The organism is Streptomyces sp. NPDC050674 (assembly GCF_040654575.1).
GTDB lineage: Bacteria > Actinomycetota > Actinomycetes > Streptomycetales > Streptomycetaceae > Streptomyces.
This window is the reverse complement of sequence record NZ_JBFAIG010000009.1, coordinates 166,344-181,041: the sequence shown is the minus strand read 5'-3', so window position 1 is coordinate 181,041 and position 14,698 is coordinate 166,344. Positions and strand designations below refer to the sequence as shown.

At 69.5% G+C, this 14,698-nt stretch carries 13 protein-coding genes; 3 read left to right on the top strand and 10 right to left on the bottom strand.

The window, feature by feature from the left end; translation table 11 throughout:
- The first annotated feature begins 107 nt into the window (after nt 1-107).
- Nucleotides 108-1,169: an enoyl-CoA hydratase/isomerase family protein gene (locus tag AB0I06_RS17280; RefSeq protein WP_363119632.1), complete on the top strand. Its 1,062-nt coding sequence runs from the start codon at nt 108-110 to the stop codon at nt 1,167-1,169.
- Nucleotides 1,170-1,228: 59 nt separating this feature from the next.
- Here the strand turns inward: AB0I06_RS17280 and AB0I06_RS17275 are convergent, their stop codons facing one another.
- Both AB0I06_RS17275 and AB0I06_RS17270 read right to left on the bottom strand, forming a co-directional pair.
- Nucleotides 1,229-2,269, bottom strand: a complete 1,041-nt coding sequence (locus AB0I06_RS17275; RefSeq protein WP_363119631.1) for a vWA domain-containing protein — start codon at nt 2,267-2,269, stop codon at nt 1,229-1,231.
- A gap of 95 nt (nt 2,270-2,364) precedes the next feature.
- Nucleotides 2,365-2,904, bottom strand: a complete 540-nt coding sequence (locus AB0I06_RS17270; protein WP_363119630.1) for a phenolic acid decarboxylase — start codon at nt 2,902-2,904, stop codon at nt 2,365-2,367.
- A gap of 95 nt (nt 2,905-2,999) precedes the next feature.
- On the opposite strand from AB0I06_RS17270, the gene AB0I06_RS17265 reads away from it, so the two are divergent.
- A complete protein-coding gene (locus tag AB0I06_RS17265; RefSeq protein WP_363119629.1) occupies nt 3,000-3,440 on the top strand; it encodes a MarR family transcriptional regulator in 441 nt (146 codons plus the stop codon).
- Between the two features lie 270 nt (nt 3,441-3,710).
- Here the strand turns inward: AB0I06_RS17265 and AB0I06_RS17260 are convergent, their stop codons facing one another.
- The 5 genes from AB0I06_RS17260 to AB0I06_RS17240 form a co-directional block, all read right to left on the bottom strand.
- Entirely contained in the window at nt 3,711-4,979 is a 1,269-nt protein-coding gene (locus AB0I06_RS17260) for an MFS transporter (RefSeq protein WP_363119628.1), read from the bottom strand.
- 52 nt (nt 4,980-5,031) lie between these two features.
- On the bottom strand, nt 5,032-6,147 hold the full coding sequence (locus AB0I06_RS17255) for a DUF5937 family protein (RefSeq protein ID WP_363119627.1): 1,116 nt from the start codon (nt 6,145-6,147) through the stop codon (nt 5,032-5,034).
- A gap of 214 nt (nt 6,148-6,361) precedes the next feature.
- Nucleotides 6,362-6,733 (bottom strand): hypothetical protein, encoded by a 372-nt coding sequence (locus AB0I06_RS17250; protein WP_363119626.1) that lies wholly within the window; start codon nt 6,731-6,733, stop codon nt 6,362-6,364.
- A 325-nt stretch (nt 6,734-7,058) separates the two neighbouring features.
- Nucleotides 7,059-9,266: an RICIN domain-containing protein gene (locus tag AB0I06_RS17245; protein ID WP_363119625.1), complete on the bottom strand. Its 2,208-nt coding sequence runs from the start codon at nt 9,264-9,266 to the stop codon at nt 7,059-7,061.
- A gap of 69 nt (nt 9,267-9,335) precedes the next feature.
- The gene (locus AB0I06_RS17240) at nt 9,336-10,721 is read right to left on the bottom strand and encodes a ricin-type beta-trefoil lectin domain protein (protein ID WP_363119624.1); all 1,386 of its coding nucleotides are present in this window, start codon (nt 10,719-10,721) and stop codon (nt 9,336-9,338) included.
- 353 nt (nt 10,722-11,074) lie between these two features.
- On the opposite strand from AB0I06_RS17240, the gene AB0I06_RS17235 reads away from it, so the two are divergent.
- Complete coding sequence (locus tag AB0I06_RS17235; protein ID WP_363119623.1) at nt 11,075-11,866, top strand: sulfite exporter TauE/SafE family protein; 792 nt, start codon at nt 11,075-11,077, stop codon at nt 11,864-11,866.
- A 27-nt stretch (nt 11,867-11,893) separates the two neighbouring features.
- On the opposite strand, the gene AB0I06_RS17230 is transcribed toward AB0I06_RS17235, so the two are convergent.
- The 3 genes from AB0I06_RS17230 to AB0I06_RS17220 form a co-directional block, all read right to left on the bottom strand.
- On the bottom strand, nt 11,894-12,448 hold the full coding sequence (locus tag AB0I06_RS17230) for a hypothetical protein (protein ID WP_363119622.1): 555 nt from the start codon (nt 12,446-12,448) through the stop codon (nt 11,894-11,896).
- Between the two features lie 119 nt (nt 12,449-12,567).
- Nucleotides 12,568-13,206, bottom strand: coding sequence for an HAD-IA family hydrolase (locus tag AB0I06_RS17225; RefSeq protein ID WP_363119751.1), 639 nt, complete (start codon nt 13,204-13,206; stop codon nt 12,568-12,570).
- Between the two features lie 141 nt (nt 13,207-13,347).
- The gene (locus tag AB0I06_RS17220; RefSeq protein ID WP_363119621.1) at nt 13,348-14,487 is read right to left on the bottom strand and encodes an acyltransferase; all 1,140 of its coding nucleotides are present in this window, start codon (nt 14,485-14,487) and stop codon (nt 13,348-13,350) included.
- Nucleotides 14,488-14,698 lie beyond the last annotated feature (211 nt).

Genomic DNA, 14,698 nt, shown 5'->3' with positions numbered 1-14,698 from the left:
GAGACGGCTCGTCGCCGGCAGCGGCGACGCAAGCACCGGCCCACAAGCGGAAGGGATCCACCAGACATGCGCGGCATCGTGGTCCACGGCCCGGGGGAGGCGTTCCGATGAGCGGAAGCGAGGAACCGGAACCCGTCCTCTTCCACACCGGCGGGCGCGTCGCCCGCATCACGCTCAACCGGCCGCGGGCCCTGAACGCCCTCACCCACGCCATGGTCCGCCGTATCGACGAGGCGCTCACCCGGTGGGAACGGGACCCTGCCGTTGAGACCGTCGTCATGACCGGCGCGGGGGAGCGCGGCCTGTGCGCCGGGGGCGACATCCGCGCCATCCACGACGACGCCCGCGACGGTGACGGCACGGCGACCGCCGCGTTCTGGCGCGACGAGTACCGGCTCAACGCCCGCATCGCCCGCTACCCCAAGCCGTACGTCGCAGTGATGGACGGCATCGTGATGGGCGGCGGTGTGGGTGTCTCGGCGCACGGCGGCGTCCGTGTCGTCACCGAGCGCTCCCGGATCGCCATGCCGGAGACCGGGATCGGCTTCGTACCGGACGTGGGCGGCACTCACCTGCTCTCCTCGGCCCCCGGGGAACTGGGCACCCACCTCGGCCTGACGGGCGCCCAGATCGGCGCCGCGGACGCGCTGCTGTGCGGACTCGCCGACCACTTTGTGCCGTCGGCCGAACTGCCGGAGCTCCTCGACGCGCTGGCCCGGATGCCCGCGCGGGATGCCCTGGCCCGCTGGGAGCGCACTCCACCGCAGGGCGTCCTCGCCACCCGGTCCGACTGGATCGACGCCTGCTACGCCGCCGACACCGTCGAGGAGATCGTGCGTCGGCTGTTCGCGCACGGAGACTCCGCCGCCAAGGAGGCCGCGGAAACCCTGCTGGCCAAGTCACCGACCGCCCTCAAGGTCACCCTCGCGTCCCTGCGCCGTGCCCGGGAGCTCGGCCGGCTCGAACCGGTCCTGGACCAGGAGTACCGCGTCGCCTGCGCCGCCCTGGACACTCCCGACCTGGTGGAGGGGATCCGTGCCCAGGTCGTCGACAAGGACCGGAGGCCGCGTTGGTCCCCGGCGACCCTGGCCGACGTCACCGACGCCGATGTGGAACGCTTTTTCACTCCGCTCGGTGAGCGCGAACTCGGACTGGATTCGAAGATCTGATGACGAGTTGCTGACGAGAATGCCGTCAGCAACTCGCGCGCATTTCTCTACGGCGTCGGTCAGAGCATGAGCAACAGCCGCGTGTTGGGGACGAGTTTCCGGTTGACGCTGGTGCTCTGCACGAAAATGGTGAAGTGGTCGTTGTGGTCCGGCTTGACGCGGACTTCCGTCTGTGGCAATCCGAGCAGGGTTCGCGCTGCCGGCCCCGTGTACACGCGGTCCGTCTTCTTCTCCAGTACCGCGATCTGCTTCTGCGCCTGTATCTTCTCGGACTTGCTCAGTTGGTAGAAGGCCGCACCGGTGCGATAGGTGTGCCCGCATTCGGTGACCCACTCCCTGATTCCGGCGTCGCGAGCCACCGGGATCAGCTGGTACTTCGCCGGATCGATCGGTGTGAGCCCTGCGGCCTTGATGGTGTCCTCGTTGACCGCTTCCGCGCCGGTGGAGAACACCGCACGCGAGCCTCGGATGCCCTGGGTGCGGCCCATCATGAAGTTCTCGGTGGCCTGCCGGATGACCTGCCCGGCCTCCTCCAGGCCCTGGGTGCTGGTGGCGTCCCATATGGCGATGTTGTCCTTGGGGAAACCGCACTGCATGGCCTCGCGCTTGCCCATCTGGTCGGGCACCAGGACCGCCAGTGTCCAGTTGTCCTGCTGGGTCTCGATCATCCGGGCCACGGCCTGGACCAGCTGACGCGGATCCCGTGACGGGGCGTCGGGACAGCGGTGGCTCGCGTTCTCCTGCCCGTCGGTCAGCACGAAGGTCAGGAAGCTGTGGTCGCCGTACAGCTGGGCCGTCTGCGCCAGTTCACCCTGCGATTTCAGGGCGGCTGCCAGGAGGGCCGTCATTCCACCGGTCCGGTACAGCTGCTTCAGGGACGGCATGCGCAGGACGTCCTTGTCGTAGATGACGCACTCCACCTTGTCGGCGAAGACGTACACCGTGACACGGGTTTCCTGGTCCAGTTCCCGAGAACGCCGGGCGAGATAGGCGATCTGCTGGTCGGCGACCTCGACGACTTTACGACTCAGATGCGACATGGACGAGCTCGCATCCAGCACGAGAGCGACGTGGTTGATGTAATTCTGGCTTTCGGACATCACAGCTCCCCCTTGTTCCGGCTTGATGTTCCGATCCTCTCACCCACCACTGACAATCGATTGTGGGTCCGGCGCCGACGAGGCCCGCGGGCCGGTCAGTTGGTGCGGTCGGACCAGCCCTGCGGAAGGTCGCCGGGGGCCGTGGAGACGACGGTGTCGTCATCGGGGCCGACGAACTCGAAGAGGGTGATCCTGGCGAACTCCGGTACCACGTGGAGCGGGTAGGTGGGGCCCTCGTCGCGGTACCTGCGCATCTCGTCGAGGTGGTCGTTCTGGTACAGGACGGTGCGCTCGCCGTGCTCCTCGACCCAGCGGGGGAAGAAGATCACGCCGTGCAGACGGCGCTTGCCGGGCATGACGTTCACACAGACCGACGTGCCGGTCGGCTCGTTCCAGGAGACCTTGTAGTGGTCGTCGTCCAGTTGGACCAGATCGACCTCCTGGTCCTTGACCCAGCGACCGCCCACCATGCCGGAGTGGATCCGGTAGTCGATGGTGGTCGAGTTCTTCACGTACATCTCGTACTGCCAGCCGTTGGCGTAGGTGTAGATGAAGCGGTGGCCGACGATCCCGGAGAGCTCCTGCGGGGGTACGGGGTTCTGGACGGTGGTCTCGTGTGCTCCCTGGCCGGCCATGCGAGGTGCCTCCTTGTCGGTGCTGTGGTCGGGCAGGATTCATTTTGTCACAAAACTATTTTGCAGCAAAACGACATCGGAGGCATGATGAGCGCATGGACACCGCGACCGACCTCGGCCGCCTCATCGGGCCCCTGCGACGAGCCGTGCTGGTCCGCACCCGCCGCGCGGCGGACCTCCCGGACCTTCCCGAGGCGCAGATCGAGCTGCTGAGGGTTCTCTCCGACGCCGGAGGCCTCGCTCCGCGCGAGGTTGCCGCCCGGCTGCGCGTAGCCCCGTCGACCGTCAGTAATCTGATCCGCGCCATGACCGCAGCCGGCCTCGTCGAACGCAAGCCGTCATCGACCGACCTCCGTACGGTGACCCTCACGGCCTCCCCTCATGCACTCGACCTGCTCAGTCGGTACGACCGGGTGAGCGCGCAGGCGCTGAGGCAGGCCCTGACCGCCTTGGCGCCGGACAGCCGACGGGCCATCGAGGAGGCGCTGCCCGCGCTCACCGAGTTGATCGGTGCCCTGGAGGGGCAGCGCGGCTGACCGGCACCCGGCGCGGAGGACGAGGGGCGCGCGTGGGCGCAGGGGGGCTCCGGGAGCCGGTCCGGGCGAGGGAGGCATGAGACTCACGGATCGGGGTAAGCGCTTGCAGCCGGACGGGAAGGGCCGCGACACCTGGGGAGGTCGAAGCGGCCCTTCCCCATCCTTCACGTACGCCCGGTGACCGGCGGCCGGCACCCGCGATCCCGGCGACGGGACCGGTGAGCACGGGACACCGGCTGGCGTCTTCCCGACCAAGGGTGATCCGCGCAGTCATTCCGGTTTGGCCGTGATCACTGCTGTCTCTTCCGGCGCTGCGACGCTTGCCGTGCCGTCGGCCGTGACGAAGGGCTCCTGACCGGGCTGCCGTGCGCCGAGGCATGCGAGGGCGAGCGTGGCGGTCACGGCCAGGACGACAACGGCGGCTCCCGAGAGCAGGAAGGCGTTCTGGAGTCCGGCGAGGGTGATGGCGGTCGAGGCCACAAAGGGGGAGATCGCCAGGGCTCCTGCCACCCCGGCCTCCCACAGGCCAAGCGCCTTCGCCAGATGATGGCTCGGTATGCGCTGCTGCACCAGCGCGATCAAGGGAATGTCCGTGAGGGCCGAGACCAGCCCCGTGGCGGTCAGGAGAACCGCCGCCACAGCATGGGAGGTGACCGTTCCCAGCGGAGCCCGGAAGATCCCGAGCAGGGCCCACGCCAGCACGGCGGCCAGTGCGAGTCTGCGGATGCGCAGGCCCGCCAGGAGCAGGGCGCCCACCACTTCGGCGACCCCGGCGACGCCCAGCAGCAGGCCGTACTGGCCGCCCTGTCCCACGACCGCGACCAGCCCGACGGTCAGGAAACCGCTGGTCAGGGCGAGGGCGAGCACGAAGGTCACGATGACCACGAGTACGTCAGGAGCGGCCCGCACGGCCCTGAGCCCGGCGCTGAGATCGGACCACAGCCCCGTCTGACCGCTGGTCGGGGCGGGGCGGGTCACACGGATGGCGGCCACGGCGGCCGCCGAGCCCAGGAAGGTGAGTCCGTTGACCACCAGCGCCGACTGCAGCGAGCCGAAGACCAGCAGCGGCGCGAGCATCAGCGGGCCGACGAAGAAGGCGGCCCGGAAAGCGACTTGCAGCAGTCCGTTGGCCTGCTGGAGGCGGTCCTCCGGCACGATCTGCGGGACGATGGCGTTGCGGGCCGGGGCGAACGGGGCGCCGATCAGCGCCAGCAGCGCCGTGGTTGCCACGAGCAGGGGCAGGTTCAGCAGGTTGAGGGAGAGCAGGACCAAAGCCACGGCCACCACGCCGACCCGGGCCAGGTCGGTGGCGATCATCAGCTTCCGGCGGTCGCGGCGGTCGGCGTACGAGGCGGCGACGAAGGTGGCCATGAACGCGGGCGCGAAGGCGGAGACGCTGACCAGGGCGACGGCCGTGGGGTCCTTCGTCAGTGACCAGGCCAGCCAGGCGGTCGCGGCGGTGTACAGGCCGTCGCCGAAGCGGGAGATGCCCTGGCCGGCGAAGAGAAGCAGGAAGTTGCGGTCCTTCAGCAGTGACATGCGGCCACTGTCGGGTCCCGTCGTGGGTCTGATCCACTTATTAGGCAGGTGGCTAATCAGTCGCCTCGCCGTCGCCGTGCAGGAAGCTTTCCAGGCCGGGGGTCAACCCCGCCACCTGTCCGGGCGCAAGCCGGTACAGGACGTAATAGCCCTCGCGGCGGCGCTCCAGCAGGCCCGCGTCCGCCAGCACTCGCAGATGCTTGGACAGGGCGGCCTCGCTGACGCCCACGAGCGGGGCCAACTCCTGCGTGCTGCGAGGGCGTTCGGCGAGCAGTCGCAGGGCGCGCAGCCGGGTGTCGTCGGCGAGCGCGCGGAGTGTGCCGACGAGCCTGGTCGGCGGAATCCTCGGGCGGGCTTCCCGGACGATCGAGGAGACGGGGAAGACGAGCCCGAGAGGCCATGGACCGTCGCAGTTGACGCGTACGTGTGGCCACACATAGGCGCTGGGGGCGAGCACGAGGGTGTCGTCCGGGCCGACGGCGACCTCGTGATCGTGCGGCCGCTCCAGCCAGAAGCGTTCGGCGCGCGGATCGCTGCGCACCTCCGGCCACAGGCCGCGGAGCATCCCGTACAGGCCGCGCTGCTCGATCTGGTGTCCGGCCTCGCTGACGCCGGCGGCGAGTTCAGGCTCGAGCCGTGCCCATTCCTCCTGGAACGCCTCCCGCCAGTAGCGCTCCAGCATGCTCAGGAAGCGTTCGAGCAGCGCGCGGGGGTCGTCGAGGAGCATCGCGGCCATCGCTTCGTCGCTTTCCTGGGCGAGGCGCTCCCGCAACAGGCGGCGTACCTCCGGTTCGTCCAGCACGTGCGGATCCCTGCCCTCGCCGCCGCCCGGCCAGGGCGTGAGCAGGGGGACGGCGAACTCCAGGCGGACCAGCTCCGGATCCGCCCCACGCAAGCCGGCCAGTTCGTCTTCGAAGTCCGCCAGTCGGCCGGTCGGCTGCGGAAAGAGAAACTCGGGGAAGTACGAGCGCACCGCGTAGGAGAAGGCCTCGATCTCCCGTTTCAGCGCCGGGGACAGCTTGCGCATCGCGCGCACCCAGCCGTGCTGGACGGGGTGGTGCTTGGGCTCCACCAGCACATGGAGACTCAGTACGGCTTCCATCGTCGGCGAATAGGCGAACCCCACGCGCTCGGCGCCGCCGGCAGGGACCCGGAACACGATCGTCATGACCCGTCATCCTTGCCGCAGAGCGTCCACGACGGGAACCGCGCCGCGCCGCCGAACCGCGCCGCGCCGCCGGACGCCTTCCGCACCGCTGACCTGCGCGCGCCGGGCGGCCCGGCGACGAGTGAGAATCGCCGCATGGACGTCCGGCAGCTCGAGCACTTCCTCGTTCTCGGCCCTCGGCCTACCACAGCTCATGCGGGGGACGGCAGGCGCTCTACGACAGCAGCATCCGCGTCCACACGACGGCCAGAAACGTGCAGGCGAGCGTGAACAAGCCCTGCACCACCGCCGTGACCGGCATCTTCAGACGGGCGTGGACGTAGGCACCGGTCGCCGCCACGACGGGGACACCCCAGACGACGCACCAGATCAGCAGGGGTGTGTCGCGGGAGTGCCCCGGACGGGAGGTGTATGGCGACTGAGCCGTTCCCATGCCGACCACGAGGAACATCACCACGGCGACGGCGACGATGACGGCGTCGGCTACGGCGAGCAGGAGGGCGACGGCGATGTCGGTCAGCCGGGAAGGGCGCTCGCCTCGAGCCGTTGCCGGGGAGTCCTGGTCGTCCGTGGGAGGTGAGGACATGACTCGACTGCACCACGGAATGGCGGGTTCGGCACCGCCCGGCGCGGTGAAGGAGCCGGACTGTGACCATCGAGCACACTGCCGGGGCCCGGCGGCACCTTCCGCCGGGCCCCGGTGGGCGTCATCAGGGGCGCACGCATCACCCTGGTGTCAGCCGGGGCTCCGCCCGGCCGAGTTGCCGCACGGCCGTTGCACCAGTCGGGGGAGTCCCCAGTACCTCCGAGCCACCTGCGGCGGTCGATGAGGCAGCGGTTCGGCCTCGCCGTTCGCGAGCGGGTTCCCGTCGGTGGCCGCCGTGGGGCTGACGTCGCTGCCGCGAGCCGCCTCACGGGTAGCTCACCAGGTTCGCCACATTGGTCGAGGAGTTCGAGGGGCCGCCCCGGTCGTTGATGACGTGCCGGATGGTGCCGGTGCCACCGAGCGAGACGGTCACCATGTTCCGAAAACGCACGTTCGGATTGTTCGGCACCTCGAAGGCGTGCTCCGCCGTGACGGACGGGTTCACATTGAAGTAGCAGTAGCTGCCGAGCCCGTAGGCCTGGTGGCTGGTGACGGAGTCGGCGACCTTGTAGGCGGCGTAGCCCTGGGTCGAACCGTTCATCCAGGCCGCCTGCTGGGGCGGGTCGTACGGCATCTCGTTCTGGTAGAAGTACGTCCTGCCGCCGTTGCCGTTCCAGATGGTCTGGTGCTTCTGGTAGTGCTCGACGAACAGGCCGTACATGGTCACGTCGTCACCGTTGACGACGAGTCCGGTGTCCGCGGTGTTGGTGTTCCAGCCGATGCCCGAGCCGTGGTCACCGCGCCAGATCCACATGTGGTCGCCGATGACGTCGTCGCTGTTGACGACGAGACTGGTGGTCGCCTTCCCGACGGCGGCACCGCCGACGCGGAAGTACACGTCGTGCAGGGAGGTCGGGTTCGCCGCGTGGTCGGCGGAGGCTCCGGAGGGCCCTATCTCCACCAGGGAACGGGAGTTGGTGGTGCCGGCGTCGAAGAGGACTCCGGCGATCTTCACTCCGTCGACGTCGGCGACGGTCATGGCCGTGACGCCGTTGTCCGGGATGAACGTGGCGAGGCCCAGCCCCAGCACGACAGTGTCCGGACGGGTCACCCGCAGGGTCTGATCCAGGTGGTAGACGCCCGGGGTGACCAGCAGGTTCTTTCCTTCCGCGAGTGCGGCGTTGATCTGCGTCGCACTCGCGCCCGGCTTGACGACGTGGAACCGGTCGATGCCGAGCGAGGACCCGGCGGCGGTGCCGTTCGCCCAGGTGGTGGCCGAGGAGTCGGTCCGCACGGACGGGACGAACACCTTGTAGGCACCCGTGCCGTCCACGTACAGGAAGGGTTTCTCGCGGACGGTGGGGGTCTGGTTCACCGTCGTGTAGGGCGGGTTGGGGAAGGTGTTGCCCGGTGCCCCCTGGCTGCCGACGAACACCATGTTCCAGTTGGCGCCGGTCCAGCCGCCGAGCTGGGAGTTACGGGTGAGCCACTGCTGCTGGGTGCCGGAGCGCACCTGGCCGTCGATCTTGCTGTCGGCCATGAAACCGCCACTGGACCAGCCGCCGTCGCTGAGTTCCAGGTTGCCGCGCACGTGCATGCGCCGGTACCCGGACGCCTGGGAGACGGCCCACCGGTCGGTGCCGCCGCTGGGGGTCACCGACAGGTTCTCCGCCCCGCGCCAGAAGTTCTGGGTAGCGTTCTGCGGCGGGAACCAGTCGGCCTCGACGTGGACGGCGCCGTTGATGGTGACCGAGTCGGGTGACTGTCCCAGCCCCAGGACCTGGGTGTAGAAGCCGACGTTCACGTCGTTGCTGTACGTGCCGGGCTTGAACATTACCGCGTAGCGCTGGGAGCCGAACTGGTTCGTCTCCTGCTGCTGGAAGATGGAGTCCAGCCGGCTCTGGATCGTGGACGACGGCATGGACGGATCGAAGACGGCCACGTTGGGACCGAGGTCGACGTCGCCCGGCGCGGTGCTCACGGGCGCGACCTGGAAGCGCTGCGCCGCCGTGCCGTTACAGGTGTACTGGACGAGCTGGACGCTGTCGGCCGTGGAGGCCGACGGGACGTCCAGACACTTGCCGCTGTGCCGGTTCACGAAGTGGTAGGCGCCGCCGCCCTCGTCGACGGCCCGCCACTGCTGGTTGTCGCCGCCGCCGTACGTCCACAGGTGTACCGCCGCGTTGTCGGCGGTCGACACATCGCTCACGTCCACGACCTGCCGGGCGTCGTTGCGGTTGTCGATCCGCACGTAGCCGTCGCTGGTCGGGGTGAAGCTCCACTGCTGGGCGGCGCTGTTGTTGCAGGCGTACTGCTGCACCGCGGTGCCGTTGACGGTGGCGGCGGCCCGGGCGTCGAGGCACTTGCCGCTGCCGCTGTTCACCACCGTGGCCCAGCCGGTGGGCAGGGCTGCGGCGGCCGAGGAGGCGGCCTGGGCGGGCGGGAGGCCGGTGAGGATCGAGGCGGCGGTGGCGGTGGCGGCGAGGGCCGCGGTCCAGCGTCCGGCGATGGGTGGTCGGGGGAGTCGGAGCACGTCTTCTCCTGTGCCGACGAAGCGGCGTGAGTGGGGGTGGGGGAGAGGGGCCGCTGTTCGTGCGGCGCGTCAGCCGCCGTACTGGGCGAAGACCCGGGTGAAGTCCCACGGTTGCTGGGCGACGCCCGAGCAGGTGTCGGCCCCGCCACCGGTGCACGGCCGGTCGCGGTTGACCGACCAGAACGTCAGCCGCGCGAGGTGACGTTGCCGGGCGTACCCGAGGATGGTGCGGAAGTCGGCCACAGTGACGGTCTCGCCGTTGTCGGTGATCCCGTTCATCGAGGAGATACCGGTGTGCCGGTAGGCCTGGTCGTCGGTGTAGCCGTAGGCGTTCTTCACGGCGGTCTTCAGTCCCTCGGCGGCGCGGACGCTGAGCTGCCCCATGTCCTGCCCGGCACCGCCGAAGTTGAACGGCATGATCGTCCAGCTGTCGACGGTCAGCCCGGAGGCCGCGGCCTTGCTGATCAGACTGCTGTCCGGACCGTTCTGGCCGGCGCCGAACGTGATGTACACCTTGATGCCGGGATTGTTGGCCTTGACGGTCTTCAGAGCGTCGACCGTCCGCTGCTGCACGGTCGGGCTGTCGTACGCCGCCGCTTCGATGTCGATGTCGATGGCCTTGAGACCGTAGGCGTTGATGACCTTCTGGTAGGCGGCGGCCAGTTCACCCGCGCTGCCGCACGAGCTCTCCAGCTTGTTCCCGCTCCAGCCCCCGAAGGACGGGATGACGTCGCCGCCGGCGGCCCGGACGGTGTTGACGGTCTGCTGGTCCACGCCCCCTGTCAGGGGGCGGCTGCCGTCCCACTGCGGGTTGCAGTAGCCGTTGCTGAGGACGAAGGCGAGCGTGAACCACTTGACGCCGGTCGCGCTCATCACGGTGGTGGGATTCGGCGGGCTGCCCCAGCCGTTGTAGAGGTAGGGCGCCACGGCCATCGCGCCGGGGGCCGGAGCCGGGTCGCCGCCGCCCGGCGCGGTCCACTTCTGGTTGGCCGCCCCGGTGCACGTCCAGATCTGCAGCCGGGTCCCGTTGCCCGAACTGTTGCCGGTCGCGTCCAGGCACTTGTCGGCCTGAGGGTTGACGATGTCCCGTGCGGAGGTGACGGTCCATCGCTGGGCGGCACTGCCGTTGCAGTCCCAGAGCTGCACCCGGGTACCGTCGGCCGTCCCGCCCGAGGTTACGTCCAGACACTTGCCTAGCGCGCGGACGGTGCCGTCACCGCCCACCGTCCACTGCTGGGCGGCGGTGCCGTTGCAGTCGTAGAGCTGCACAGCCGTGCCGTTGACCGTGGCGGCACCCGCCACGTCCACGCACTTGCCGCCGATGCCGGTGATCTGGCCCGTGGCCGCCGCGGCGCCGCTCGCGGGGATGCCGCTGAGGCCGACGAGGAGAGATGCGGCTGCGGCCGTGCCCAGCACGTGCCGCCCGGTGCGGCGGGCCACTGATGTGGTGGTCATGGAGTCACGTCCATTTCTGGTGACGCGCCGCTCAGCGACCGACTGCGACTTAATGCCATGGGCATGACAGTTCACCGTCATGGGTCGTGGTGGAGGGGCCGGTCGGCGAGCTAGGGGGAGTGAGGGCGATGAGAAGTGGGGGCGGCGCAGGGGGAGGCTTATCTCAGTTCATGATTTAAGAAGTGACGCAAGCGGGTGTCAAGAGTTTGGTACAGGCCAATAGCCGCCCTCTCCGGTCGGTCTGACGGCTGGTGAGGCGGCTCCCCGCTGTTCGTGAACATCACGTTGCCTGTACGCCCCTCTGCCCGCGCCTGCGTCAATACTGGTCAGGCCGTCGAGAGGTGGAGAGCTTGATGGAGTGGACGATAGGGGCGGGGCTGGCGGCCGGTCTGCTGATAGCGACGGTCACGGCCCCGGTCGGTGTTTCCGGTGCCGTCTTCCTCCTCCCCGTCCAGCTCAGCCTCCTCGGCGTACCGAGTCCCGCGGTCACGCCCACGAACCTGCTGTTCAACGTGGTGGCCGGACCGGGCGCCCTGTGGCGTTACCACGGCGACGGCGCTCTGCGCGGCGAACTGGCCCTGCGCCTGGTCCGCTGGTCGTTGCCCGGTGTGATCATCGGCGCCGTCATCCGCGTCCACGCCCTGCCCGGCCCGGACGTCTTCCGCCTCCTGGTCGCCGCGCTCCTCCTGCCACTCGGCAGCTGGCTGTGCCTGCGCACGCTGCGAGGGAACCAGGCAGAGCCGCGTCCCGGCACCGAGGCCGAACCCTCACCGAGCACACTGGCCGCCCTGGCCCTGATCGTCGGGGTGGTGGGCGGGATCTACGGCATCGGAGGCGGCTCCCTGCTCGGGCCGGTCCTCGCCGCCCGCGGGATGCCCCTGAGTCGCGTCGCACCGGCCACGCTCGCCGCGACCTTCACCACGTCCGTCGCCGGAGCCGCCACTTATGCCGTGCTCGCCCTGACGAACTCCGGCCCCGTCGCCCCCGACTGGTGGCTGGGCCTGGCCTGCGGACTCGGGGGACTCACCGGCGGCTACCTCGGTGCGCGACTCCAGCCCCGGATGCCCGAGACCGCTCTCCGCCTCCTGCTCGGCGCACTCGCCGCCGCCCTCGGCGCGGTGTACGTGATCCAGTCGGCGAGTTGAGGGTCAGGCACCGGATGAGTGCTCCGCTCACCGACCCGGAAAGACGCCCACCGGTATCTGCGCGTCCCTCGCCTTGTCCCCGGCGGGGAGTTGATCGGCGTAGCCTGCCTCGGTCCACACCAGCTTCTTGAACTGTTCCGGAGTGAGAACCCCTTGCCACGGAATGCCTCCGGGGCAGAACACCGAGGAGCAGTAAGTGCAGTAGTACGCCGGTCGCCACACCCGCTCCGCGCGGCCGGCGCCTGCCTCGGCCGCGGCCTTCTCCCTCCGGTCACCGCGCACGACCACGAAGGTGCCGATGACGCAGAGCAGAGCGAGCACGACACCGCCGACCGTGTAGAGAGGCTTGTCCTGCCGGACACCCGTGTCCGAGAAGACGATGCTCATTCCGGTCAGCACCATGCCCTGCGCGGCGTGCATCCATCCGTCGCCGCCCTTGTCCGGCCCCGGGGCCAGCCGGCCGTACAGGTCCTCCCGCATCGCCCCCTTGCCGCCGCGGGCTTGCTCGACGGGCCTGACCTCACCGCCACCGCACTGCGGACACTGCACCTCAACCGGCCTTCCGGCCCCCACGGACTCCATGATGATCAGCCTACCGACGCTCCGGACGGCGTGATCCGCCGCCGTTCCCCGAACGGCGCCGAAGGACACCGGGCGACGCCGAACGGCGCCGACCGGACGGCAGGGCGCGGCGCCGGGGCTCAGACCGTGGCGGTCTCTCGCGGGTCCGACACGCACTCCAGGATGTGCGGGACGGCCTCCCGCAGGCCGGCGAAGTGGCGGTGCACCCCTTCCACCGCGGCAGGGCTGTTCACGCCCCACACCGTCATCCCCGCGCGCAGCCCGGACCGCACTCCGGACGGGGCGTCCTCGATGACCAGACAGTCCCTCGGCTCGGCGCCGAGCCGCGCGGCGGCCTGCAGATAGGGCACGGGAGAGGGCTTGCCCTCCGCCACGCTCGCGGCGTCCACGATCACCTCCGGTACGGGCAGGCCCGTTCGCAGGAAACGGTCGCGCACCCGGTGCTCGTAGTTCGAGGTGACCAGCGCCCAGGCAGCCGGTGGCAGACCGTGCAGCAGCTCCGACGCGCCGTCGAACGCCGCGTAGACGCCGGACCGGACGTCCTCGTCCTCCAGCTCGTGCAGCAGGGCCAGGCACTCGCTCGGATCGCGGTCTGCGGCGACCTGGGCGAACGTCTCCATCGGCCGCGTCCTCAGGGCGACTTGGTAGACCTCGTCCGCGTCCAGTCCGTATCGCACCGCCCAAGTGGCCCAGACCCGGCGCTGGTTGCTCACCGCGTCGATCAACGTGCCATCGACATCGAACAGCACGTACTTCATGCGGCCCGGCCGCCCAGGGGTCGTCGTCACGCGTCGATCATGTCAGGTGGCCGGCGCCCCTTCACGGGACGCCTCCCACGACCGACGCGGGCAGAACACCGTTCGCTCGCCACCGGGCTTCGTGCGGCCGGGCCCGGACGGTCAGCGGTCGCCGCGCAACCGCGCTGCGGGCCCAGGCCCCGCGTCCGCTGCGGGTGAGGACCTGCCCTGTGCGGCCGGCCGGCTCCAGCGGCGCACGGCGGGCCGTTCGACGAGGCGGTAGAGCAGCCAGGCCAGGAGCAGGGTGATCGCCACGGTCAGGCCCGCGTCGAGCAGGGCCCGGTTGACCGTCGAGTGCCCGTACCAGCCGTCCGCGTCGGCCATCTGCATCGGGCCGTACAGAATGACCAGCCAGTGGACCATGTAGAGGGCGAAGGAGATCTCGCCCAGGAAAATCATGGTGCGCCTGCGGAAGAAGGAAGGGTGGCTGCGCACATCGGCCGTGGCTCCGGCGGCGATGAGCAGGGCGAGGAAGAGGGCGATCGCGGACGTCTGGCTGTACATCTCCGGCACGAACCCGGCGGTGATCACGAAGCTCACTCCCGCCAACAGCATGGCCGGGAGGAGCGGCAGGCCGATCCAGCGGCCGCTGAGCACGATCTGTGCCGTCAGCATCCCGAGCATGAATTCCAGCATCCTGCTGACGGGGAAGTAGTAGGTGAACCACAGCGGCCACCACGGCACGTCGGTGTTGGTCATCATCGGCTGGTCCGGCAGCAGCAGCGCGACGAACGGCAACGTGCAGATCAGCAGTGCGACACCGCCCAGCCAGAGCCACAGTCGTTCGACGCGGATCCTGCGCAGCAGCGGCAGCAGCAAGGGGAAGGCCAGATAGAACAACAGCTCACAAGCCAGCGACCAGGTGGGGGCGTTGGAGGTGTAGTTCAGCACCACTTCCTGGTCGGGAATCCAGCTCTGCACCAGGAACAGCGTGGGCACGGTGTTGGCCGCGGTCACCGCGTGGTTCGTGAGGAGCATCAGGGCCACGGCGGCGCCCAGCGTGACGAGGTGGTTCGGGTAGACCTTCACAAGGCGTCGGCGCCAGAAGCGCCGGCTGGTGTCGCCCGGCCGCGCCGCCCAGGTCAGCACGAACCCACTGAGGACGAAGAAGAAGACCACGCCTGTGGGACCCAGTGCGTAGACGTAGGGCTCCGTCCAGTTGAGCCACGGTTTCTGAACGCGAGGTACGAGGACGATCCCTATGTGGCAGATCAGCACCATGAACGAGGCGATGAAGCGCATCCCCGTGAGGGAGGGAAGCCTTGACAACGATATCTCGGGCGCTGTGGGAACCGCCGGTGCCGCCATGGTGCCTCCATGGTTTATGAGTCGAGCGAATGACCACGCACCGAGCCTCACCCCGGTATGCCCCGAACATGGACCGACCCGCTCGAGTCAGGCTCGCGGCCGCGAAGGAGATGAGCCTGACCTCTGTCGTCCGGCGTCGGGCACG